Origin of the sequence: Fulvivirga sp. M361 (assembly GCF_007097395.1) — a bacterium.
Lineage (GTDB): Bacteria > Bacteroidota > Bacteroidia > Cytophagales > Cyclobacteriaceae > Fulvivirga.
This window is the reverse complement of record NZ_VKDC01000056.1, coordinates 1-23143: the sequence shown is the minus strand read 5'-3', so window position 1 is coordinate 23143 and position 23143 is coordinate 1. Positions and strand designations below refer to the sequence as shown.

The following is a 23143-nucleotide window of genomic DNA, read 5'->3' as shown; positions in this document are numbered from 1 at the left end:
ATTAGTTTTCAAGTAGCTTATTGATAGGAGCTTGGCTAGTAAATTTTTGAAGGTTTCCGGCCATATTCTCCTGATCTGTATGCCATACTTTCACCTGGCGGTCCCTACCACCGGTAAAAAAATAATTGCCATCACTGCTCACACTTCCCGTTCGTATCCATCCTTTATGACCCTTAAGTAAAATTTGATTCTCGTTCAGTTTTTGACTGAGTAGCCCCTCTACATTGAGGAGCTTTGCTGAATGATCAAGACTGGTGGATGCCAATTGTAATTGATCCGGCAAACAGTTAAAACTAAGGCTGCTAATGGCAGATTGATGTAAGGTAAAATAGGACGGAGGCTGGTTGGGGTGCTGCAATTGAAAAATGGCCAGTTTCCCATCTTTCTGACCAACGGCTACATAATCTTCATGTACCGCTATGGCAGTTATTTCATTGTTGAGTAACAGGGTAGATGCTATTGGCCCGATCATGGAATCCTCTGCAGCGTAACAGAACCGGAAGAGTTGGTGACCACTACTCACCAAGAGTTGTGTTCCTTGTGGGTTTACCACTATTTGACCCAAAGAAGGAAGGGGTATTCTATCCATAATTGTCAGTACGTTACGGTAGATCCGACCGATGAATAGCGAGTCAGCGGTTCCCAAAACCGGGTGCCATTCCTGATTGAGTTGTACGAAAGCCAGCGCATTGATGGAACTATGTAAGGTAATGGAGTGTATAGGAGGCTGATTATGCGCCAAAGAGGCTGTTTCCCAAACATTGACCATTCCATTGTGTCCACCGGTGATCAGGTATGCTCCATCAGGACTATAACATACGGTCCTTAGCTTTTGGCTGGTGGAAAGCACCAACTTTGATTGAAGTGCTTTTGAATTGCCGAAATGAATGATGTGGACTTTTCCCCCATTATCAACAGAGGCAAGCTCCTGTTTGAAGGGATGAGCCACCAGTTGATGTACTTCATGCTGGTGCAGTTTATATTGATAGTGTGTTGGGGCCAGGGCATAGAGTGCACCGTTCAGTGCCTGATACACTTCATTATTGTGGGAAGTGCCATTATTGTCACGATTCATTTGAAAAGATGTGATGGCCAATGTTGCACTTTCCATGCTTTTTCCTTCCATCAGCAGGTGCTGTGCCTGATACGCCCTATTTCTGGCTTCTGCCAGGTTACGTAGCTTTTGTACATCTTTGCGCTGGCTATCCGCCTCTTCTTTTGCTTTCAGGGCCTGCTCCCGCTGTGCTTGGGCAATGACGCGTTGCGCTTCCGCTTCGTTTTTAGCCGAAATTGCCAATTTACGCTTCCTGGTGGCAATGGTTCGTTGTATTTCTGCTTCATTCCTGGCCATTACCGCATACCTTTGCTGGGTTTCTGCCTGTTTTTTTTGTTTTCTGGCTTCTGCTTCGTTATTTTCTGCGATCAATCTTTGTGCCTCGGCTATTTCTCTTTGCCGGTCGGCCTCTGCCAGGTTTTTCTCAGCAATTTCTGTCTGTTGTTCGGCAATAGTTCGTTGCTGATCCGCTCTTAACTTCTGATTATGGGCTATAAAAGAAAGAGCCATTGCACAGATAGCAGCACTCCCAATGAAAATGGCAACCATGCGCACCCTTTTCAATCGAAGCTGCTGAATTTGCTCTTTTTCAGCAATTTTAAGATCTCGTTGTTTTTCGCTAAGCGCTAGAAAATTGATGGCTCGCTCATAAGCGGGATCATAACGTTGAGCCCAAAACCGGCCATGTTGTGCTTCTTCTTTCCACTTGATGGCAAGCTCTAACTCAGGCCCTCGCCACGGGTCTACTTTCCCTGCCTGGTAAAGAGCGGCGGCTCCTGATAATCTCAGGTAGGTTTCTGAAGCCTGTTTCTCCTCTCTCACCCATTGGGTCAACCTTACCCAAATACGCATCAGGCTTTCATGGGAAATATCAATAACGGTATTAGCAGTAATGCGGACATCTGATGGCGGCATTAAAAAAGAGCGTCCACTGGTTCTAAACAGATTGATGATCCCAATGATAACCTCCTGTGGTGCCTCTGTCAGTTGACAAAGCTCCTCTACCCGAACAGGTCTTCTGATTCCCTGATCTGCTTCGCCCCGCTCAGTCAGGGCCTTGAAAATAGTGGAGGTAACTCTCCTGTGCTCATTGTCTGGTAGTTCTGCAAAGGCTTCTTCTGCATGTAGGGACAGTGCTTCCTGCATAGTGCCAATGGCTTCATAGTGTGGAATATCCATAGAACTATCCCCATGTGTAGATTTTTCCCAGTAATCCCAGGATCGCATCAACGCATGTTGCAGGATGGGTAATTGATCCGGGTTATCGCCCATGTCATTCAATAAACGGGTAACCAAGCGGGGAGTAATGGTTCCCCCGCCTACAGCTATGGGGCCAGTGATGGCCGCCTTTCTTTGTTCACGTGTCATCCTTGGAACTAAGAACAGACTTTGGTTGATAGCTTCGGGTAATCCTCTGAATCTTGTGCATTGCCCCATAAAGTCAGAACGCATGGTCAACACAATGAAGATACGAGCCTCTTTTTGTTGACAGGCAAATAAGAGTAGGTTGATAAAGAGAATATCTTCATCTTTACCTGCTTTCTTATAGTTCTGATAGCGAAATATCTCTTCAAACTGATCCACAACCAGTAGTAAGTTTTCAGAAGGGTTGAAATTGGATTGTTCCCTTACTTCTAGCAGTCCTCTTCGGCTTCTTCTAAGCGTAGCTTCTATCATGGAAGCATATTCAGAAGCAGCTTCGTCCTCTCCTTCCAGGGTTTCTATTTTGGAAAGGGCCTTAGCCATGTTCCCTATAGGATCTCTTCCCGGTCTGAATATCTTTCGGTTCCAGGCAGACCCGAAAGAAACCATGTAACCACCGTTCAGCCCGGCAAGCAGTCCGGATTTTACCAATGAAGATTTACCACTTCCGGAAGAGCCTACAACAGCCAAAAAGTGATTGGAACCTAGTTTGTTTAGTAACTCATCAATCTGAGTTTCTCTTCCGAAAAAGAGATGTTCCTCACCCTCTTCAAAAGAACGCAAACCGGGAAAAGGATTGAATAGGGTTTCCGTGGTAGTCATTCCAATTCGCTTACTCTTAGTTGCTTTATGAAATCGTGAAACAAGGCCGGAGAAAAAGCTTCCTTTTCATAGATGACGGGAATTCCTTGTACCCTAAAACGTTTTTTTCCAGGTTCCTCAGAGCCCACAAGATAGATCGCTCTTTGAAGTAACGGGGTATCCCGCCCATATCCCACTATTTTGATGAGCTCCCGCATTTTAGCCCGTAACCATAACTCACTCCCCTGGCCGTAGTACAAGATTACTGCATCACAGGTCTTCAGGTTCTCCTGATGATCAATCCGGATCATCACTTCATCGCCTTCAAATACTGGGGTGATCACATCAAAACCCTGATCAAAAAGAAAATTTTCCAATACTGCTATGGCTTCCATATCCTGCTGATCACAGATGAGGTAAATGCTTTTGGCTTGTTTTTTATGATTGGTTTGAAGGGTGTCTTGGCGTTGATTTTTCCCGGCAGCCAGGTGATCATGGATGGCAAAAGTCAACTCGGCCAATGAAGTTTCCAGTACTTCTGCCCCCTGTTGAGTAAAGGCGTCATTTTTGATCAATTCTAAAAAACGTCTTTGGCGCTCATCTGCTACACTTAGGCTTGTCGGTATCCAGATTAGGCGTTGGAACTCTTTTTGTTTACTGCTTTTTTGAGCAGCAACCTCATTTTGCAACACACTGCGGGCTTTGTCCGTGCCCTCCGGTACCAAACCGTATTCGCTGCCAATTAAGTGAATGGACAGTTCACACTCATCCATCATGTGCCGGATCTTTTCTGTAAATTCCGGAGCAAACAAAGAAAGTTGTTGGTCCGGCAACACCCTACAGCCATGGGCTAGCAGTTCACGCTTTATTTGTTCTCTATAAGAATTCAGGTCATAACTGGTTTCTGCCAGGTAAACGGTAATGGGTACGTCTTCCCGTGGGGTAGGAGACGTGGATTGGTCACTTTTGCAAGTAGTAGAATGGAGACCAGGTCTATCTGTGGCTAGTTTTTCCAGCGTCCGGATCAGTTCAGCCATGTCATGGGCCATGTCATCAAGTTTGACCCAGTAGGCACGTTCACTTTCCGGGCCAAAATGCTTGCTAAATTCTTTAGTCTTTCCGGTCTGTATATCCACATGAAAAAACTCATACCCCAACAGGTCACGAATCACTTCGGGGTGCTCTTCCAATGGGACTGGGGTTTTAACAACTTTAAACACCCTGGATTTATTGTCTATTTTCATTCCCAGGCCGGAACGGGCCACCTGGCTAAACTCCTGCACTTCTTTGACGCACCAATCAGACCTGACATAACGTGGAGAGACAATGGAGACCAGTAGCGCTATGTTAGGGAATTGATCCAAAATCTCCTGGCTAAAATCATCATTGCCTTGCAACTTTGCGTCACGCCAAATGATGGGCTTGCGTCCAATCAACTGTGCCAGGCGTATTTCCAATGACCGGTGAAAAGCAGTGATCCAGCCTTTTTCCCCTTCAATAAATACTTCATTATCGATATGGGCATAACTGATCAACAGGTCTTTTTCAAATTTCATACTGAGTTGGTTTCCGTTCGTGACTCGATCCGTTTCTTAGAAACTCATGGATAGGGAGGAAATGTCATCGGAGCCGGGCCAATCATGTTTCCTTCTTAAACTCATTTGCCGGTTTTAGGGGGCATTCGTTGATAGTATTCCCGATTTATTCAGCTTTAGCTTCATGGAATACCTATTACTCCGGTCCATTTATGGCACCCTGTTACCCTATTTTTTCGTGTTTAAAAAATCAATTGAGTTTAAGTGTGAAAAAAAACACTACCAAGAAGTAGGGTTTATTCAGAAAATTCACCGATCCAGGTTTTGCTCTCGGCAGAAAGGACCTTTTCACAGGAAATGACAAAAGCTCTTTGTGCATCTGAGTCGTAAGCCGGGATTTGTTGGATTCCATGTAAAAGCCGGGTGAGTTGATGTGCCGTATTTCGGTATGAGGTGAGAAGCTGTAGATATTTGCGGGATGCATGAAAAGAAGTCATAGAGGCGGTAGTGCTGTTTAGAAAGGCGATCCATATAGATAATTGATCCAAACCATGGGCACTGATTGTTCCCATAACGGCCCCAATGAACCCCAAAAATAAACCCAGGTTTTTCATTTTTTTGATCAACCGGTTATAATGCTTCGCTTTTTGTTGGAAGTAAGAGAGCTGGCCCTTTACTCGCTCTTCAAGGTAACGCTCAAAGGTCATGTGGATTGGAACTGGTTTGTCCGTTAATACGTCATCCGGTACCACCTCCGGAGTCAGGTCCTTCACTGTATTTATGAACGATTTTGAGCGGTCAAACAACAGCACCTCCGGGTTTTCACTATTGTATGGAGCTGCTTTTAGCTGATATAGGCAGGCTTCTGACTTAAACATCTCGGCCACGGCCCGTGCGCGTACCCAACTTGTTTCGCCATCATGGGTTAGTATCTGGTTATTTGCAAAACTGCAGAGCGCAACGGTTAAAGTAGTGACAATAATGCTTACTCTGGCCAGGGACGGTAATCCCCACTCAATCAATGAATCACTAAGAAGGGCAGTGAATGATCCCAGGATGATCAGGATAAGCACCCGTAACTGCCAGTTGAAAATCTTCTGCTTTTGTCTTGTGGCAGTGATGTCCCAGATCTTGAACTGTGACCAGATAAACTCCAGTGCAGTGTCTGTAGCGGTAGATTCAGTTTGTGGCAGAGGTTTGGCTATATTCATCTTGAGATCAGGTCTCATGGAGTTGATTACGTTACATAATGGAATTTGCTCCTTTCACCTGAAAGTATGTGTTCTATGCTCCATCCATTTTTTTGATTAGGTGGTTAACCGTCCTTGTTTTAGTGCTTCAATAAGCTCCAAAGGGTATGTTAAAAGGTAGATGGAAGAGATTACTAACTCCTCCATCCTATTCTAACTTCATTTAGTGTATAGGTAATCAAAAGCACTTATGGCCGGTACCGCCCTCTTTTTACTACAATGTGCACATAGATATTATACTATATGCTGAGTTAAGATTTACGTAACACCACCATGTTCACATACGAATGTCCCGTGTCCTGTATCTGGTACCAGAACTATCGCGTATCTTTAGTGCCACCTTATTACCCTTACTAGTAATGGTTTACGCATTAAATTGATCTATATGAAGATTGTTCTAACTTTATTGTAATCAGAGCTGCTCGGTAAATCTCGCCTATTAAAGGCTTTTCGTCATCGCTATGACTCATAAAATCCCTTAATTCGAAGAAAGGAACATCTCCGGCCATATCGTAAGCTCCTAAGCCTTCCAGTTTTGTACGCTGCCCGGGAGGTGGAGAAAGAAGGTCCGATTTTCTCTCTTTACTTTGTCCTTGAGCGTAATCGTCTTCCATATATATTGGGCGATCGATTGAGTTGAGCCATTGCACGATAGTAGGTCCTCTCTCATCCTTATTATCTTCCCCTAAATACCCTTTCGGAAATAGTAAATCTTGTCTTTGCCGACGATAATAGTCTACGACCTGTTTTTTAAAAGTATCCCAGACATTATTGTCAATTTTTACTTTTTCATACATTTCACTAAACCGATTCCGTGGCATGGTAGGGAAGCCATATTTGGGATCATCTCCCCCCGGAAACAAACTCGCATCCTTTATAGCCATTAAGACCATCTTTAAAAATCCTTTCGCTGCTAAATCATTTAAAACAATACCTGGAATGAATTGTCCGAGATTTGTAGCTTTCAGAAAATCCGCCGTTTGTGTGAACTGCTTACCTAACACTTTTGCATATTCCTCATTGTTGAATAGAGCTATATAACTTTCAAAACTGTCGAAGGGTATATCAATTGTAGCCTGTGGAATAAACTTGACACTATCAGCTCTCCCATCTGCTTTTGAAACCGCCTTAAATTTATACGTTACATAATCCTTTTTACTGGTCCATTGAAGTCCCATACTTTGTTTTGGTAAAGAATCGATTATTGCTGGAGAACTACCAGCAAGTTGATTTAAGGTGTCTTCCATTTGATTAAATGTTTTGGTTACCTCCTCTTCCGTTTGCAATGGCTTGGTCACAAGTTCCAGATTGCCATTATCACTTTGAACTTCCAATTTGTCGATTGAACCCAATGCCTCCTTAGTATCTTTTATCTGACTAAAACTTTTGTCGTTTTTGCGCTTCCCTTGTACATTCCAATAATCTTTAAGTGCTTCAGCTTCAAACCCAACTGCTCTTTGCACCACGTTTTTATCCACAACAGCAGGTCCCTTACAGGTAATATGCATTTCCAGACTGTTTCTTTGTTTTATTTGCTTAGTCTCATGAAATATTTTCACATTTTTCATCATTTTCATTATTCGTTTTGTAATTGTTCTTTTTGTGTACTTTTTAATTTCGGTCATCTTCATTCGTTGGCTAGATCATTTTTTGAATAACCCTCACCATGCTTTTCTGATTTACGTGTTGTTGTTTGTTCTATTAATTGACCCTTTTTGATTTCTAACATACCCAATTCCTTGCTTCCCTTTACTTGTTTTCTAAGCAACAGAATTGGCTATGGATCTACATTTTCCGCCTTTCTGGTTTTCTAATTCTATGTACATATCTTAAATATTTTTAAATTTTTCTTTATTATTAGGTCACAGTTTTTTCACCGTTAAACCATCCGCGTATACTAATACTAGTAGCATTAACACTGGGTATTTGTAAACCCTAACACTGGTTTTGCAAAGCCGAAAAAAGCTATCATATGCTCTTTAAGGCCCATTGTGCCCTGCTGAAAAGGGTTAACAGATTTTCAGTTAATGTTAATAATAGTTTACACTATACATCATTATTCCTAGTTGTACTTTACAGAGATTACTATAATCCTGTTTGAAGTAGACAGGTTAGGATTTGGTCCTGCTTTATGTTGCTGTTCTAAAGTTTAATTTTATCTTTTATCGTTCATATTTTTAGGGTTCTGTAATTAGGTTTACATTTTTACTCATAGTTCCTCAGCGGGTTTACCTTCTTTCAGTAATGTTGCGAGCTTGGTAAAACGATATCATTCATTAACCCCAAGAGGATTTAGCGTAATGGAATTTTCGGGTTAAGTCAGTTGTTACTAAGCTGGTTCTGGTAGTGGTTTTGAGTGGGTAGAATCAAAAAAGCGAATGTATCCTTCGTTCAATGCACTGGCCATCTTCAAGGCTAGATCTCCCATGATGTCTGCCTCTTTTTCCAGTTCCTGCTCATCATTGATGTACACCCCATTTACCGTGTTGGTAGGTGTAACCCGTCCTTGCCATTGCTGTACAATGTGCCAGCTTTCATGGGGCAATAGGTGTTCTTTCCCGGCGGATAAGTAAATGATTCCGTCACAGGCATAGGCCCATGCATTGACATCTGCCGGTTTTAGTGAGTTATAGTAAACCCTCACCTCTGAAAGATCCAGATCAGAGAGGTATTCCAGGGCTTTGCGTAAGCTTTCCGGTAAGGCTTCTGAACATTCACTGCTTTTTATATCTTTCTTATGGATGGAAATATTATTCCGTGTATCTCTTATCATATTATTTATTTACTCTAAGTTTTTATATGGGAATTTGTTGCTTCGGATCCACCACTGAAGTTTGTAAGCAGCCATCCTCTTGATTCTTCACTCACCAGTCCAACTTTCACTCTTAACACCTGGGTTTAAGGACGACGTATCTTTTGAAGATATGCCGCTATCTTTTAATCCTTTCTGTAGCCGTGGATGAAAAACGAAGCGCACCTATAAGGAGAGGTGGTTAGGATGATCTGGCGTAGACTATATCGGATCAGGAACACGCTTCTGTTTTAATAGGTCATTTATATAGATTCAGAATTACTTTCAAGGTCCGATATGCTCGGGGAAAATGGAGTTAACTCACTTATCCAGCCTATGATCTGAATAGTATTGGTTTCCGGTCCGGAGACAGAGAATGGACCAAGCGATAAAGGGTTTTTCTACCACACAATGACTGTCTAAAACTTTCTGATCTTCTTTATGCCATAATGCGTCAACCGTTATTTCTTTTGCGATCAATATGGCAGTAGGAATTAGCGGGAATATACCATTGTTCTTTTCCCTAGAGCCTGATGAGCAGAACCCTGCATCCTCGTCTGGAATGGACCAATGCACCGTCTCAAAGAGAAGGGAGTTAAACCAGGGTTTTGCAAGCCAACAAGTAAATACTTCATCGTTATAGAGTCGATATGTGTATCCGAATCGAAACTTCCTTTATAAACTTTTGGTATTACCTTCTTGACTTCATCTAAATCTGAAACATTAAAATCAGCAGTACTTAAATCTAATTAATCCACTCTCGTAATCAATGTCCTTAGTCATATCAATACATTGAATGGTTACATTATGGATAACGCCATTATAATCTCTTTCCTCAATGAACTTACCTGAATTACTTATTGAACTTTGCTGTATTGATTCTTTTCGTTTCTCTACAAAACCAAAATCTTGCTTCACATAACTGTTTTTTTGAGAAACAGAATTACCAAGATTTCTTTTTTTATCCTCTCTCCATTTTATCTCATGTTCATACATGTTTCAAACATTTCAAATTAGTCTTTAATCATTGTTATTCTTCAATTAGCTATGACGGTTAAAATAAAGACAGTGCTTTACAGTAGTCTTTATGCGAATGTAGATTTTTAGTTTTCAAAGTGAGTTTTTGTAATGGAGTAGGAGCAAGCATTGGCTTTATTTAGTGTTGTGGTGCGTTTTTGTATTACTAAAAAGAGCTAAGGAATCATAAGTTCCTTAGCTTTTGGTTTCTACTTATTTTAACTCTATTTAGGTTGTTCGTTTATGTATCCTTTTAATTTTTCAATAAGTATTGTATAAGCTTCAGGATCCTCACCAAATTGTGAAGCAAATCTTGCTATTGTTTCAGGAGAGACAAAAAGAAATGTATCTGCTTCTTGCAATTGTTCAAATGAGGTAGACGTTCTTCTATGACATGGGGAAGAAGTAATGCTCGTATGACTTTCTTGAGTTGCATAAAATAATCTTACAGTCACACTTGGCGCACCAAAAATTTCCTCGCAAATAAAAAGTAGATGACAAAGCTTTGTAGATTCGTTAGTACTTCCACTGTTGTATTCTCCGTTCAAAGCATTTAAAACACTTTTGGCTATATCCATTGAGCTGCCGGATTGTAATCCTGGCAGAAGAGCTTGAACAACTTGAGTGTCAATGCTTAATGAACTGCTTTTTATTTCTAATGTTTTTTGAAACTTTTGAACTTCTACGAAAAATCCACTGCTTCTTATGAGTTGTCCCCATGAATCGTAATCAAATAGATTTTTTCCTTTGTCAGAAAGAGCTTTAGTCATTGCAGAAAAAAGTACTGTAACACTATCAAACAGATCTTTTGTTTCTCCCTGGATAGATTCACTTGTGGTAGAATAGAATATATTTCCAGTTTGGTTTAGTCTGAAATGAACTTCTTGCTCAGAATCGCCATCTGGGTTAGCTGATGCCGCTGCAAAAGCCCTATTAGATTTTTGAGAACGAATTAATTTCTCATTAAGCTCTTTAGAAACAAAATTAAATTCATTAAGCTTTGAACTTCCACCATCTTCTAGTGTGGTTATTCTTTTGTCATTAATAACAGAATTAATCATTGTATTTAGTGTTTAATTTTCCTACTCATAAGGCTTTTCGGTTTCCGCCTTCTATGTTTCACCTCACAGAAAAGGCCGTTTATTACCGTGGGTTCTGCTCCACTTTTTATAGAGATCAACCTTTAAGGCTTAGCGGCTATGATCAGGTCCGTATAGCTTGTTTTGGGAATAGTGTATTCCAGGTACGCCTGAAAGTGCCGCCCTTTTTAATTTGTAAAGCCTTGAAAAGATTGCTTAATAAGATTTTGGAAGTTGTGTAAGGAAAGAAAGCGGTCATTGTTGATTTCCTGCTCTCTTCCAGTGGTGCCAGATACTGGCAATACTGTTAGGAATAGCGTTTTGTCAGTATCCCGTTCCGGGTCATTCCAACAACTTGTGTTTGTATTTATTCAGACTCAGAGAGAGCCCTCTATGCGTAACTTTGGGTATTTGGAAAGGAAATAACCGTTAGACATCTGTATCTATCCCTAATCCGGTCAAAGTGTTTATTTCGCCTAAAATAGATATGCGTTCCACGCCATTGGGAAAGTAACGTATCAATGCTTGGCTTATTCTATCCTTCCAAGCTTCCTCACTTTCAGCTCTTTCAACATCATTTCCACCTGGCCATGGATTTGGTGTTGGATAGATTTGTACATTTCCTCTTCTGCCACCTAAGGTTATACCTAAAAATGTGATTTCTTCTCTAACTTCTCGTTCATTATTAACGATAGTAAGACCATTTCTCACTCTCAGATGAAGGTGAGGGTGATTCCTGCCGGGAAAGTAATAATCGGGTGCAGGGCCTAACGTCCAACGTCTGCCGTGCATAAATTGAGTAATTGTTGGCATATTATTCTAAAGTTTAATTTTGTACAGGTTTTCTTATTGCCTGTAACTGTTTTTAAAAAGACCACCGGACTTTCCGATGGGTAAATTCTTCTAGCTAATTATCACAAGCCGTCTCATTAATTTTCTTTTTGATGTTAGTTGGATTTGTGATGCTAAACCGCTCTCCCTGGAGAAGCGCTTTTCCAGAGTGCTGTTGCCAAGCTAATGCTGATCTAAAATTTTTATTTTCCCAGGGCGGGCATGTTGTGAATGTTGCACAACCCGTCTTGTTTAAGCTGCGGGTATGACACTCACTTCAGGCAAAAACTCAAAAACCAGGGATAGTTGACCATCACCTCGACTTTGTTAATGACCACCTCGACTTTGGTGACGATCACCTCGATCGGAAATTCTCATAAAAATACAAGTAATCAAAATGTAGGTTGTGCAACAGTCATATGTTACCTGTTCTCTCTAGGCGGAGAACTTGTAGTTCTTCAAGGTGAGCACTTTTTTTCTGGCGTACACTTGCGTGACGAGGAGCTGAGAATTTCTTTGGACGTTTTTTACAGTAACGATGCTACTGAAAATTTCCATTTGTCTGAAATGAGCAGCACGCCCGTCTTATGACAGCGTTGACTTCGTTTTCAGTACCGAAATACACCGTCTATCTATCTCCACACCCAAGGCATATCCCGTGTGATCTATCTCCATGAGGACATGAAAGTTGCCTTTGGTATGGGTGACATACCCTCTTTTTCCTTTCAAGGCACCAGTAGTGATTTCTACATAGTCACCTGACTTGGCGCTGCTATCGGTGCATAGCGCATAAGGGATATTGTTTTCCATGATTATTTGTATAGTTTGTATATGCTCGTCGGGGATCGTAGCATATTTGCCTTCAAACTGAATGAAGCTGGCAAAGCCTTTGGAAAAACGTACCTTATCAATGGTTACATTGTTCACTTTGGTAAACAGGTACGAAGTGAAAAGGGGGACCTCCAGGATTCTCTTGCGATTACTTAAATGACGAACTTCTTTGTATAGTGGGAGGTAGGATTCTACTCCTTTATCTAACAACCGAATATGTAGTTGTTTTTCTGCATTGGGGTACGTATACACTACATTCCATTTTGGTTCCGTGATCATTTCGATGGTAGTTTAGTTTAATTTTTCATGTACGAATACAGCTCCGCCACGTCTCGTACACCATTTGTAAGTTGATTAACACAGCTCCGCCACATCCCGTACACTGGTTTTTTTGGCTGCGTCATTTGTTTGATTAAGGTTTTCATTATTGAATAACCTTGATACAAAGGTGATCAGTTGGGAGGTGAATAACAGGTTCTTATTCGTCAAAAGGGTCTACTTACTTGCTTTAAAAAGTCTTCTTTTCGGTCAAAAAGGTCTCTTTATTCGATGGGACCCTGCGAAGTTTTTTTAGTTTGTATCTACTGCTCTATGGGTGTCTTTTCTGATCCCGCTAGGTGCTTGTCCATATTTCTTGACAAATACCTTATGAAAATAGCGGCGGTTGCTAAAACCAGTATGATAAGCGACTTCTGTCACATTGTAGTGACCTTCACACAGCAATTCCATGGCTCGCCGGAGACGATACTCCCGTACGAAGCTGGCTATGGACAGATTGGTTAAAGCCTTGACTTTTCGGTACAATTGACTATGACTCATCCCCGCCTCCTGAGCGAGCTGCTCGGCATTGAGTCTTTCATTATCCAGTTCTTTTTCAATAAAGGCATGTAGTTGATTCACTAACTTTTGATCAGGGTCTTCATATGGTGTTTCAAGAGTTTTATCTGAATTAGCAACTCCTCCTTTATATTTTTCTTCCAATAGTTTTCGGGTGGCGATCAATTGCTGGATCCGCAATACGAGCTCTTCGACGCTAAAAGGTTGGGTCAGGTAAGCGTCTGCTCCTTTTTGAAAACCTTTCAAACGATTTTTTAGCTCCAATCGGTCATTGAGAAGTACTACCGGGATGTGGTTGGTCATCGGGTGCCGTTTCAGGATATCACATACATCGAAACCATCCTTCTCCTGAATTGCAACCTCACTGATGATCAGGTCAGGAAGGTATTCTATCGCCTGCAAGACCCCCTCGTCACCATCTCCTGCGAGCAAGACTTGGTAGTTGAATGATAACTCGTCATATAAAAAGGCTTTTAGTCCTGCATGGCCTGCAATCACCTGAACGACGGGTCGGTCAGATCTTCGATCCGTAAGTGGTTGGTGATCCTCTTCCCGGTCATTAAATGAAAGAGAAGGGACGGGATCCTTTTTGAGTATGTTTTGAGTAGCAGGCTGAAGAGGAAGGAACAAGATTGCTTTCATTCCATTGTCAATATCACCGACCATTTCAACTGAACCGTTCATGAATTCTACTAATTTCTTGGTTATATCCTGCTTGATCGACAGGTCTTCATAGCGATGAATAGGAGTGGAGCCATCCAAAGGGTTTGACTGCCCACCAGTAGGTATTCCTTGGATGGTGATGCGTGTGCCAGGTGCACCTTCTGAGTTTTCACATGTGGCTAGCTTTAAATGGATCTTTCCTCCTTCGAGTGTCCTTCTTATGAACTGGATCAGCAAGTTGGAAAGGATCTGATCGATTTTGTTTCTGTCAAAAAGGTAATCTGCTACAGGTAGCTGACTGTCCAGATTCAGTCGGATATGCTTGTGACGAGCCGCCTCACGGAAACGTGTGGTAATACAGGCGATGAAATCTGTAAGGTCCCCTCGGTGCTGCTCTGGTGGCAATGGATCATGACCCAATTTGGATATGTTCAGCAGTTCATTGGCCTGTTGCAAAAGTTTTTGACTCGTATGTTTGATCAGGTAAACCTGCTTGCGTGTGTAGCTTTCATCTAGTCTGGTTTGCCTTAGGATCTGCTCTGCCGGACCAAGTATCAAACTGAGTGACGTTAGAATCTCTTTCGTAAAGTTGCCAATATGGTTTTCGAATGTATCCAAAAGGGAACATCTCAATGAAAGACATAGCTCCGCCACGTCCTTTACAGCGAATTTTTGAATGGACGACGCAGCTCCGCCACGTTGCCCTTCATTTCGGCTGTATGATTGTTTTCTACAGGTCACTGAGCTATGTGTCCCAAAAGCCTTGATACAAAGTTGAATGGTTGGAAGGTGAGCAGTAGGTCCTTATTGGTCAAAAAGGTCTACTCATCCTTGCCGTCAGGTCTGATTGTCGGTCAAAAAGGTCTCTTTATTCGGCGGGACCCTGAGGAGGTTTCCAGATTTGGGTCTACCTGGGCTTTGCAAGTAATTAGCACTATTTGCATGGAAATCTTGCATCAATTGAAAAACTCATCGTTTCAAAACTCTTAATTGAAATATTTAAGTGGTTAGTTTTTATTGTCTCTCAATAGGTCCTACCTATTTTGCGAATTCCTGTTCTAATCGCACTAGGCGCTTGCCCATACTTTTTGACAAATACTTTGTGGAAGTACCGACGATTGCTGAACCCAGTCCGGTAAGCTACTTCAGTGACGTTGTGTTGTCCTTCTTTTAAGAACTCCATGGCTCGCCGGAGGCGATATTCTCTAACGAATCCAGTAAGAGATAAATTAGTGATGGCTTTCACTTTTCGATACAATTGACTGTGGCTCATGCCCATCTCTCTGGCAAGTGCTTCTACATCCAGTTCATGGTTGTCCAGTTCTTTTTCAATAAAGGCGTGTAATTGACTGATCAGTTGTTGACTCGTATCGCGATTAGCAGCTGGCCACAGGTCTGCATCATCTGTTTTTTCATACTTTCCTTTGTACTTTTCCGTCAATAGTTTTCGGTTGGCAATCAGTTGTTGGGTCCACAAGGTCAGTTCTTCAATGCTAAAGGGTTTATTTAAGCAGGCATCAGCTCCTTTTTTGAGCCCTTTTAAGTGATCTTTCAATTCATCAGGATCAGTCAGTAGTAAAATGGGGATATGATTGGTCTTCGGGTGACTTTTGAGTGTATCACACACCTGAAACCCGTCCACTTCCGGGATCATCGCATCACAGATGATCAGGTCAGGAACGTATTTCAGCGTCTGAACAATCCCCTCCGCACCATCCTGCTCTGTAAGTACCTGATACATTAGTGACAGCTCAGCGCAGACAAATGCCCTTAAATCTGCATGACCGGTGATCACCTGAACGACAGGCCGGTCAGACTGCCTGTCAATGTGGGGTGCTGTTTCCATTGTATCTTCTGATTCTCTGAGTGGCTGATGAGGAGGTGGCCGTTCTTCCTCCGTTTCGGAAATGTTTGATGCAACCGGTTGAACAGGTAGGAAAATACGGATATACGTTCCTTTTCCAACTTCACTTTCCACTTCAATTTTTCCCTCCATAAATTCGACCAGTCCCCTCGTTAGAGCCAGTCCTATACCGGTCCCTTCGTACTTGTTGGTAGAAAAAGCTAGTGGATAAAGTCCGTCAAAAATATGGGGAAGCACTTCCGGATCAATTCCAGGCCCTGTGTCCTCCACGGTGAGGGTGATCCCTTGCCTACCCTCTGAATTTTGATGAGGGGAAACAGTCACCTGTATCTTACCGCCATCCGGGGTGAACTTTACGGCATTGGAGAGCAGGTTGAAAAGCACCTTGTCCAGTTTACCCCGATCAAACAGGTAATCTGCAACTGGTAACTGGCTATCAAAGTTAAGTCGAATGTGTTTTTGCCGGGTCATCTCCCGAAAACGCCCCACAATAGCGGCGATGAAATCTGTCACATCACCCCGATACTTTTCCAAGGACATTTTTTTGTGCCCTAATTTGTATGCGTCCATCACCTGATTGACCAACAGCAGAAACTTCCGGCTGTTCTGTCTGATCAGACGAACTTGTTTACGTGTGTAGTTTTCATCTAATTCCTCCTGCTTAAGGATTTGCTCCGTCGGCCCAAGGATCAAACTTAGCGATGTGCGAAACTCATGCGTAAGACTGTAAAAATGGTTTTCGGGGGTATGCAATTTTTAGTGACATTCCTGAAGTTTAAACACATGCCAACCTTTAACTTCCTTACTTACTAAATGTGTTTAGTTAAGGGAGACGTAAGCAGTTGAATGAAAAAACTCGTTAAAAACCCGCTCGCTATCTGAAGATCAAATAGTTGCTTACTGACAGGGCTACCTGGTGGTACACGGACAATTTGGAGCAATTTTATTCAATGGCAGAATCTTGTGACGGATACCATTAATTTCTATTCTTTTGGCTTAATTTGCTTCTTAAAAAAACAAGAACTAAACTGTCAAAACTTGTGATTCGTACACCGAAGGTTTCATTGAGTGTGCTGCTCTCATTTTGTACCCAAACGATCACCAGATATATGAAATGAGACCTGTATACAAGTAAAAAAGTGAAAATGGCGAAAAACCCAACGTCTGCTACTAAGGTGCGAGATATCCCCCGGAATTTTGGAAAATACAGTAAAGAGGTCATTCGGTTTTTACAAAGCCGATATCATTGGAGCAAGGAGGATGCTCAGACTATCTTTAACGATGCTTACCTGCTTTCATTAGAACACCTGAGCCAGAAGCGGATCAAAGAAATAACCAAATATTACCTGAAATCCGTTGCTCAAAAGATCGGGGCCAATCTTTCACGTCACCATGCCCGAAAACCCCGGTTTGTATCGCTGGTCAATGAGACCATAGCCATACTGGATCATCAATTATATCTGGAATATCACATTCGGGCATTTGAGTATGATGAGACCACACAAGTTTCTCAAGCCAGAAGGGCTTTTTGCCTACTGGAGGATAACTGCCAACAGTTGATTAACTTAAAGTATGTTATGGAATTTTCTCATAAAGAAATTGCTCAAAAGCTGCAAATCACACCAGATAGCTGCAAAACACAATTGAGCCGTTGCCTGAAGTACTGGAAAAAATGGTTTCACTCCCTGTCAACCCCTGATAATGATTGAACAAGACGAACTCATCCAGAAATTCCTCGACAAAAGCCTGAGCGAAGAGGAACTGATCACATTTAAAGAAAAATGGGCCAATGATCCTGCATTTGTAGCGGATGTCAAAGCTGGCATAACCTTAAAAGCGATGCTGAAAGTCAGTGGAGAACTTAAGGAAACCGGCATAACAAGTCAGCCTGCCGGCAGGCAAGTACGTATGAAGAAGAGGCCCGGGGCACCACTTAAATGGGCCGCATCCGTTCTATTGGTAGCGGGTATCGGTATGACAGTATGGCTACGAAGTACCTCTGATATATACGAGCTAACCAAAAAACACGTACTTCTTTATCGATTGCAAGCCGAAAGGGATGCGATCAGTCATGAAACAGATACTATGAATCTTATCAATCAGGCAGTTGTCAGCTATGTAAAGGGTGATATAGAAAAAGCCCTTAACCTCCTCAAAACAGGGTGGACAAAAAACAAATCGAGTGGAGCATATCCGGCTATGCTGGGAGACATCTACCTGACCCGTGAGCAACCTGATAGCGCACTACATTATTACAATCAGATCCCTCAAACATTCCTTCCGAATGACCCTGTCACCCAATGGAACATGGTCATCATTTGGCTGCACAAAGGAGAGATCAAAAAGGCCAGAGCGTTGTTGGTCGAGATAAATAAAGCCCCGTATGACGAAAGCTACGAAAAAAGATCAAAGGACTTGCTTGAAGCCATAGATGCTCCGGGCTTCCTGATAAAAAACTGGCTTTTCAATTAACTTAGGTCGACAGGATAACCAATACATCACTACCTTTGCAGTGAATTCCCTTATTTAAATAGACATCTCCAAAGATCGGAACATGTATTTGGGTAGCTAGGTCAGCATTATCACCCAGATTCATGCACAGTTAGCGTGCTCCACCTTAGACCCGCCCTCTGTAAAAGTATTTGTTGTTGTATCCATTTAACTATAACCAACTATGAAACTCTCTGAACACTCTTTTTATTTTGGCTGGCTGACATCTAGGTGCGTCCACATTTTTTTCATACCGTTTATTCTATTTTTCAGTCTATCTGCTTTTAGTCAACCAACCGATTCGGGAAGTGAGGCTGGAATGAATAAGCTACTCAAAGCAGATTCCCTTTATCAGGCGGAAGCTTACAACAGTGCCTTGCATTATTACCGGGAGGCATGGGCCTATCATACGAAAAACGGAGGATGTAAAGAGGCGATTTTGGCCCAAACCGGAGCCTCGTTAATGACCGGATTGTTGAGAGAGCCTTCTTTGGCAAAGGCACAGTTAATCGGATTGCAGGATTCCATCACGTGTTGTGCAGGTTACGAAAACGTGCTTCAGGCACATATCCGGCAAGCTCTGGCACTTCTGTACAATAAAGAGAGGGAGTTTGACCGGGCTGTACATGAGCAGGAAAAAGCCCTGGCAGGATTTATTCAGACCTATGGGGATCGACACCCAACCGTTATCAGGTCGTATTACCTGCTGGGGGATACCTATTTGAGAATGGAACAATATCAACATGCAGATAGCTTACTTCATCAGGTATTGGACCTTTCCGATCATTTACCTGATAGTGGTGCCATGGACATACTTCGGGGAATGACCCATATATCTCTGGGAAATAACTATGAACGCCTTAGAAATTATGCAGAAGCACAACGTCATCATAAAAAAGCACTGGCCCTTTTTCAAAGACATCTGCCAGGCCAGCATCCTTCTATTGCAAAATCCTTTCTGGGAATTGCGGATTCCTTTTCAAGGCTTGGAGAACTTGATCATGCGATGGATTATTATGAAAAGTCATTAGCCATTCAGATGCTTGCTTTTGGACAGGATAGCCCGACAGTTGCTAAAACATTAGGAAGAATAGGAATAGTCTATTTTCGGAAAGGTCAATGGCTAAGGGCCAGAGATTACTTTTCCAGAAGTCTGAATATTCAAAAGTGTCAGGAAATCAATGAAAATCTGCAATTACAGTTAGTATCAACCTTAAGCAGACTGGGAATAGTAGCAGGTAAACTCGAGACACCAGATTGCGCACTGGAGTATTACCATGAGGCTTTGCAAATGGTTCTGGCCATGAAAAACCCTTCAATTGACCGAATACTGACCATTTATTCTAACATAGTATCATTATATCAGGAACTCAAGGATTATGATAGTGCCTTAAGTTACCAAAACGAAACTTTTAAGCTGATAAAAAAAATATCTGATGGAGAAAATAATCTCCGTTTCGGGACTTATTATTTGAAAATGGCGCATTTGTATTTAATGAAACGACAATTTGTTTTTGCTGAGACGTACGCCAGGCGAGCATTGAAGATCCACCTGGATCATCTGGGGCCAGATCACCCTGATATTGTAACTTGCTATATGGCACTTGGAACATCTTGCATGCGTCAGAAAGTATCGTTCCGTGCACAAGAAGCATTCGATTACTTCCAAAAAGCATTAACCATTTCTTTAAATCATTTAGGGGAAGAGCATAACATAACGGGATATTTATATAGTAGAATCGGAGAGTTTTATGAAATGAATGACCAGTTTGATTCAGCGATTCATTACTTAAAAAAAGGGAATGAAATTCGTGCTTTTAGTAAGCAAAATCCTACACTGGCAGAATATTACTTTAACCTCGGAGGAACCTACTACAATGCAACGTTATTAAATTTTAAAACGGTGGGGGGACATGACAATTCAGGCCTGCTGGACAGTGCCTTGCATTACTTTCATTTGGCCGTTCAGGTACAAGAAGAGATGTATGGCTTTAAATCACCTGATATCAGTAATTATTATAATGCCCTTGGGAAAGCCTACTTTACCAAATTAGACTGGAAGCAATCGATTCAAGCTTATGAACTGGCCATTGCTGGTAATATGACTAATAAACAGAGAAAACTGAACGCATCGTTCATTGACCCGGAAAACTATTACGATGGAGACTTTTTACTTGCGTCAATGATTGGTAAGGCACAGGTTCTATCCAAGCTGGGCACGGATCCGTCAACCATTATAAAAATGCTTCGACAATGTGACCAACTCATCCGCCAATTACGTCAATCAAATTACCTGGAAAACGATAAAATCCGATTAGGTACAACCGCAACAAACGTATATGAGCGAGCTATCACCCTTTGTCTGGAAAACCATCAGGAAGGGGACTCTTTACTACACCACGCATTTTACTTCAGTGAACGGAACAAAGGCATGGTACTTTTCAGCGATCTCAAGGGGCGGACCAACCATATAAACAGCACTATTCCCAAAGCCTTATTGGAGAGCGAACGAAACTTAAAAAAAGAACAACACCGGTTTCGACAATTGGTTGCTAGTACCAATGACAGTCTGCGAAAATTGGATTATCAAGAGCAACTCCATCAGGTGATCACCAGTCACCAGGAGTTAATGGATTACCTGAAAGAAAGCCACCCCGACTATTACCAACTCAAATACCAGGAAAAGATCGCCCCTCCGGAAGAGGTACAAAAGGAGCTTGGTCCGGATAAAGCCCTGATTGAGTACTTCTTGAATGATAAATCCTTGTTCGTTTTTACTTTGACCCATCAAGAACTTTGGTTAGATACCCTTTCACTTACTGATTCTTTGGACAGCAGATTAAACACCTTTCAACACCAACTCCAGGCCCCACCGGATCCGGACATGCTGGATGTGTTGGCTTATAATGAGTTGGCAACAGAACTGTATCGTCTTTTATTAGACAAACCACTTTCGCATTTACCTGCTGATATTCAGTCGCTGGTCATCGTACCGGATGGTGAACTGGCACAACTTAACTTTGGTACGCTTGTGAAGCCTGGACCTTCGAACGAAACTGTCAGCAGGTTCTCTCAACTACCGTATGTCATCAAGGATTATGACCTGCATTACGCAGCTTCTGCCAACCTGTGGGTGGAGTCCATCAAACAGACATCAGAAGCTAATCACCATGCGCGTTACGCCTTCGGAGGGTTTGCTCCTGCCTATGACTCCTTACCTGGTAAAGAAGAACGCTGGCCTGACATGCTGGCCAGCCTGGTCCGTGCGGGAGAGGTGCAACTTCCCGGTGCTGAAAAAGAGGTTCAGGAGATCGCTGAGATCATGGATGGAGATGCCTGGCTGGGGGCAGAAGCCACAGCGAGCAGGTTTCGGGAAAAGGCCCCGGAATATTCCGTCGTCCACCTGGCTATGCATGCCTTGCTGGACGATCAGGAACCATTGAATTCGTGTCTGGTATTTTCTCCCTATACAGAAACGAGAACAGAACGTGACACAACTGGCTCAAACAATCCGGAAACGGATTATTTACTCTATGCATCTGATATTTACAGCATGCAACTACCCAACCGGATGGCTGTGCTGAGTGCTTGCAATACGGGCAGGGGACAGATCAAAAAAGGAGAAGGGGTTATGAGCTTGTCTCGCGCCTTTATGTATGCAGGATGCCCTACGCAAACCATCAGCCTGTGGAATGTATCGGATTTGGCCTCCTCCACCATCATGGTTCAGTTTTACGAATACCTCGCCGATGGTCTGTCCGTAGATGCGTCACTCAGAAATGCACAACTTCATTACCTTAACAACAGTGGCCATCCGGTGTACTCTCATCCATATTACTGGGCTTCTTTTATTACCATTGGAGACAGTAGTCCAATTGCGTTTCGGGAAAGTAGAGCGATAACTGTGATAGCTTTTGGACTCGGATTGCTTCTGGTGATGGGCATAGGTATTGTTCTTTATAAGAAACAGATGAAAAAATGACAGGAAAGGAAAAGAGCATTGGATGAATACCCGGAATTTCCTATTAATCTGTCAGGTAAACAGGTTCGCAAACTGAAACTCAGAAGTCAAGGGTTCCAACATCTCTGTAAAGAAGTTCTGCTAAGAGTGCTTCAAACCCAGAAAAATTCTGGAAATTCAGAGGTGAAAAAAACAAAATATTCATCAAAGGAAAAAAGTAGGTGCTTTTCCTGTTTTCTTTATTTTGTCAGTTCTGCAATTTGCTTTTGAGTTGAACATTGGGGGACAAAAGTGCCATTATAAGCAACAAAAAACATTTATGGGTAGAGGATTTAAAATCGTTGAAAATCTTTAAAACCAAAAAACCCGCTTTAAGCGGGTTTTTTCGTGGGCCCTGCTGGGCTCGAACCAGCGGCCACCTGATTATGAGTCAGGTGCTCTAACCAACTGAGCTAAGGGCCCTAACTCCGATGACTAAATCAGTATATTCATCGTTGTTTTGGGTTTGCAATTTTACACGTTTGCCTATAAATCGCCAAACAAAATATTGAAAATTCAAAAGGGTAGGGGAGAGTAGTATTAGAGTGCACAAATCAATTTCTTTTGATACAAAAAGAGTTGTCAATTTATTTGACGGTTAATGCTCATCAGGCGCCACATAATTATGGTCGTATAACAGGCTATCTTGTTCATGATCACCTACCAGTATGGATAATTTTCCATCGGTTTGGTCAAGCTTCCGAATGAATACTTCATAAGGAACATTGCCCTCAGTATTCCAAATCCTTTCATTCAAAGCGGGCAGTCGTTTTCTTAACCCGGAAAATTCATTAGTAGGTGAATAATTTGGGTGTAAGGTGTTATTTTTGAGATAGTTAGAAACAAAAAGCACACCTTATACGACACCCAAATATGAGGGATAAAAATACGGCATTT

The 23143-nt window shown here is 42.1% G+C and carries 15 protein-coding genes and 1 tRNA gene; 3 read left to right on the top strand and 13 right to left on the bottom strand.

From position 1 onward, the window contains the following. Position 1 precedes the first annotated feature (1 nt). The 11 genes from FNH22_RS30205 to FNH22_RS30155 all read right to left on the bottom strand — a co-directional run bounded on the left by FNH22_RS30205 (position 2) and on the right by FNH22_RS30155 (position 16509). Entirely contained in the window at positions 2-3079 is a 3078-nt protein-coding gene (locus FNH22_RS30205) for a hypothetical protein (protein WP_143402274.1), read from the bottom strand. Then, positions 3076-4614 (bottom strand): DUF4062 domain-containing protein, encoded by a 1539-nt coding sequence (locus FNH22_RS30200; RefSeq protein WP_143402273.1) that lies wholly within the window; start codon positions 4612-4614, stop codon positions 3076-3078. The genes FNH22_RS30205 and FNH22_RS30200 overlap by 4 nt, the downstream gene beginning before the upstream one ends. A gap of 275 nt (positions 4615-4889) precedes the next feature. Continuing rightward, positions 4890-5822: a DUF4231 domain-containing protein gene (locus tag FNH22_RS30195; protein ID WP_143402272.1), complete on the bottom strand. Its 933-nt coding sequence runs from the start codon at positions 5820-5822 to the stop codon at positions 4890-4892. Positions 5823-6214: 392 nt separating this feature from the next. Then, positions 6215-7468, bottom strand: coding sequence for a hypothetical protein (locus FNH22_RS30190; RefSeq protein ID WP_143402271.1), 1254 nt, complete (start codon positions 7466-7468; stop codon positions 6215-6217). 704 nt (positions 7469-8172) lie between these two features. Beyond that, positions 8173-8616, bottom strand: a complete 444-nt coding sequence (locus FNH22_RS30185) for a DUF4157 domain-containing protein (protein WP_143402270.1) — start codon at positions 8614-8616, stop codon at positions 8173-8175. A gap of 747 nt (positions 8617-9363) precedes the next feature. Beyond that, on the bottom strand, positions 9364-9630 hold the full coding sequence (locus FNH22_RS30180; protein WP_143402269.1) for a hypothetical protein: 267 nt from the start codon (positions 9628-9630) through the stop codon (positions 9364-9366). Between the two features lie 245 nt (positions 9631-9875). After that, entirely contained in the window at positions 9876-10712 is an 837-nt protein-coding gene (locus FNH22_RS30175) for a Zygote formation protein zyg1 (protein WP_143402268.1), read from the bottom strand. Between the two features lie 447 nt (positions 10713-11159). Then, positions 11160-11543 (bottom strand): hypothetical protein, encoded by a 384-nt coding sequence (locus FNH22_RS30170; protein WP_143402267.1) that lies wholly within the window; start codon positions 11541-11543, stop codon positions 11160-11162. Positions 11544-12146: 603 nt separating this feature from the next. After that, positions 12147-12671 (bottom strand): UpxY family transcription antiterminator, encoded by a 525-nt coding sequence (locus FNH22_RS30165; RefSeq protein WP_143402266.1) that lies wholly within the window; start codon positions 12669-12671, stop codon positions 12147-12149. A gap of 291 nt (positions 12672-12962) precedes the next feature. After that, complete coding sequence (locus tag FNH22_RS30160; RefSeq protein ID WP_143402265.1) at positions 12963-14633, bottom strand: helix-turn-helix domain-containing protein; 1671 nt, start codon at positions 14631-14633, stop codon at positions 12963-12965. Positions 14634-14916: 283 nt separating this feature from the next. Continuing rightward, positions 14917-16509 (bottom strand): ATP-binding protein, encoded by a 1593-nt coding sequence (locus FNH22_RS30155; protein ID WP_143402264.1) that lies wholly within the window; start codon positions 16507-16509, stop codon positions 14917-14919. A gap of 392 nt (positions 16510-16901) precedes the next feature. Here FNH22_RS30155 and FNH22_RS30150 point away from each other — a divergent pair, with 392 nt between their 5' ends. From FNH22_RS30150 to FNH22_RS30140, 3 genes are all read left to right on the top strand, one after another. Then, complete coding sequence (locus FNH22_RS30150) at positions 16902-17465, top strand: RNA polymerase sigma factor (RefSeq protein WP_143402263.1); 564 nt, start codon at positions 16902-16904, stop codon at positions 17463-17465. Next, entirely contained in the window at positions 17458-18228 is a 771-nt protein-coding gene (locus FNH22_RS30145; protein WP_143402262.1) for a M48 family metallopeptidase, read from the top strand. The genes FNH22_RS30150 and FNH22_RS30145 overlap by 8 nt, the downstream gene beginning before the upstream one ends. Before the next feature lie 337 nt (positions 18229-18565). Beyond that, on the top strand, positions 18566-22228 hold the full coding sequence (locus FNH22_RS30140) for a CHAT domain-containing protein (RefSeq protein ID WP_185154503.1): 3663 nt from the start codon (positions 18566-18568) through the stop codon (positions 22226-22228). A 367-nt stretch (positions 22229-22595) separates the two neighbouring features. On the opposite strand, the gene FNH22_RS30135 is transcribed toward FNH22_RS30140, so the two are convergent. Both FNH22_RS30135 and FNH22_RS32235 read right to left on the bottom strand, forming a co-directional pair. Continuing rightward, positions 22596-22669: transfer RNA gene (locus tag FNH22_RS30135), tRNA-Ile, on the bottom strand. A 175-nt stretch (positions 22670-22844) separates the two neighbouring features. Then, positions 22845-23003 carry a hypothetical protein gene (locus FNH22_RS32235; protein ID WP_185154502.1) on the bottom strand — a complete coding sequence of 53 codons (159 nt, stop codon included), beginning with the start codon at positions 23001-23003 and terminating at the stop codon, positions 22845-22847. Positions 23004-23143: the final 140 nt, after the last annotated feature.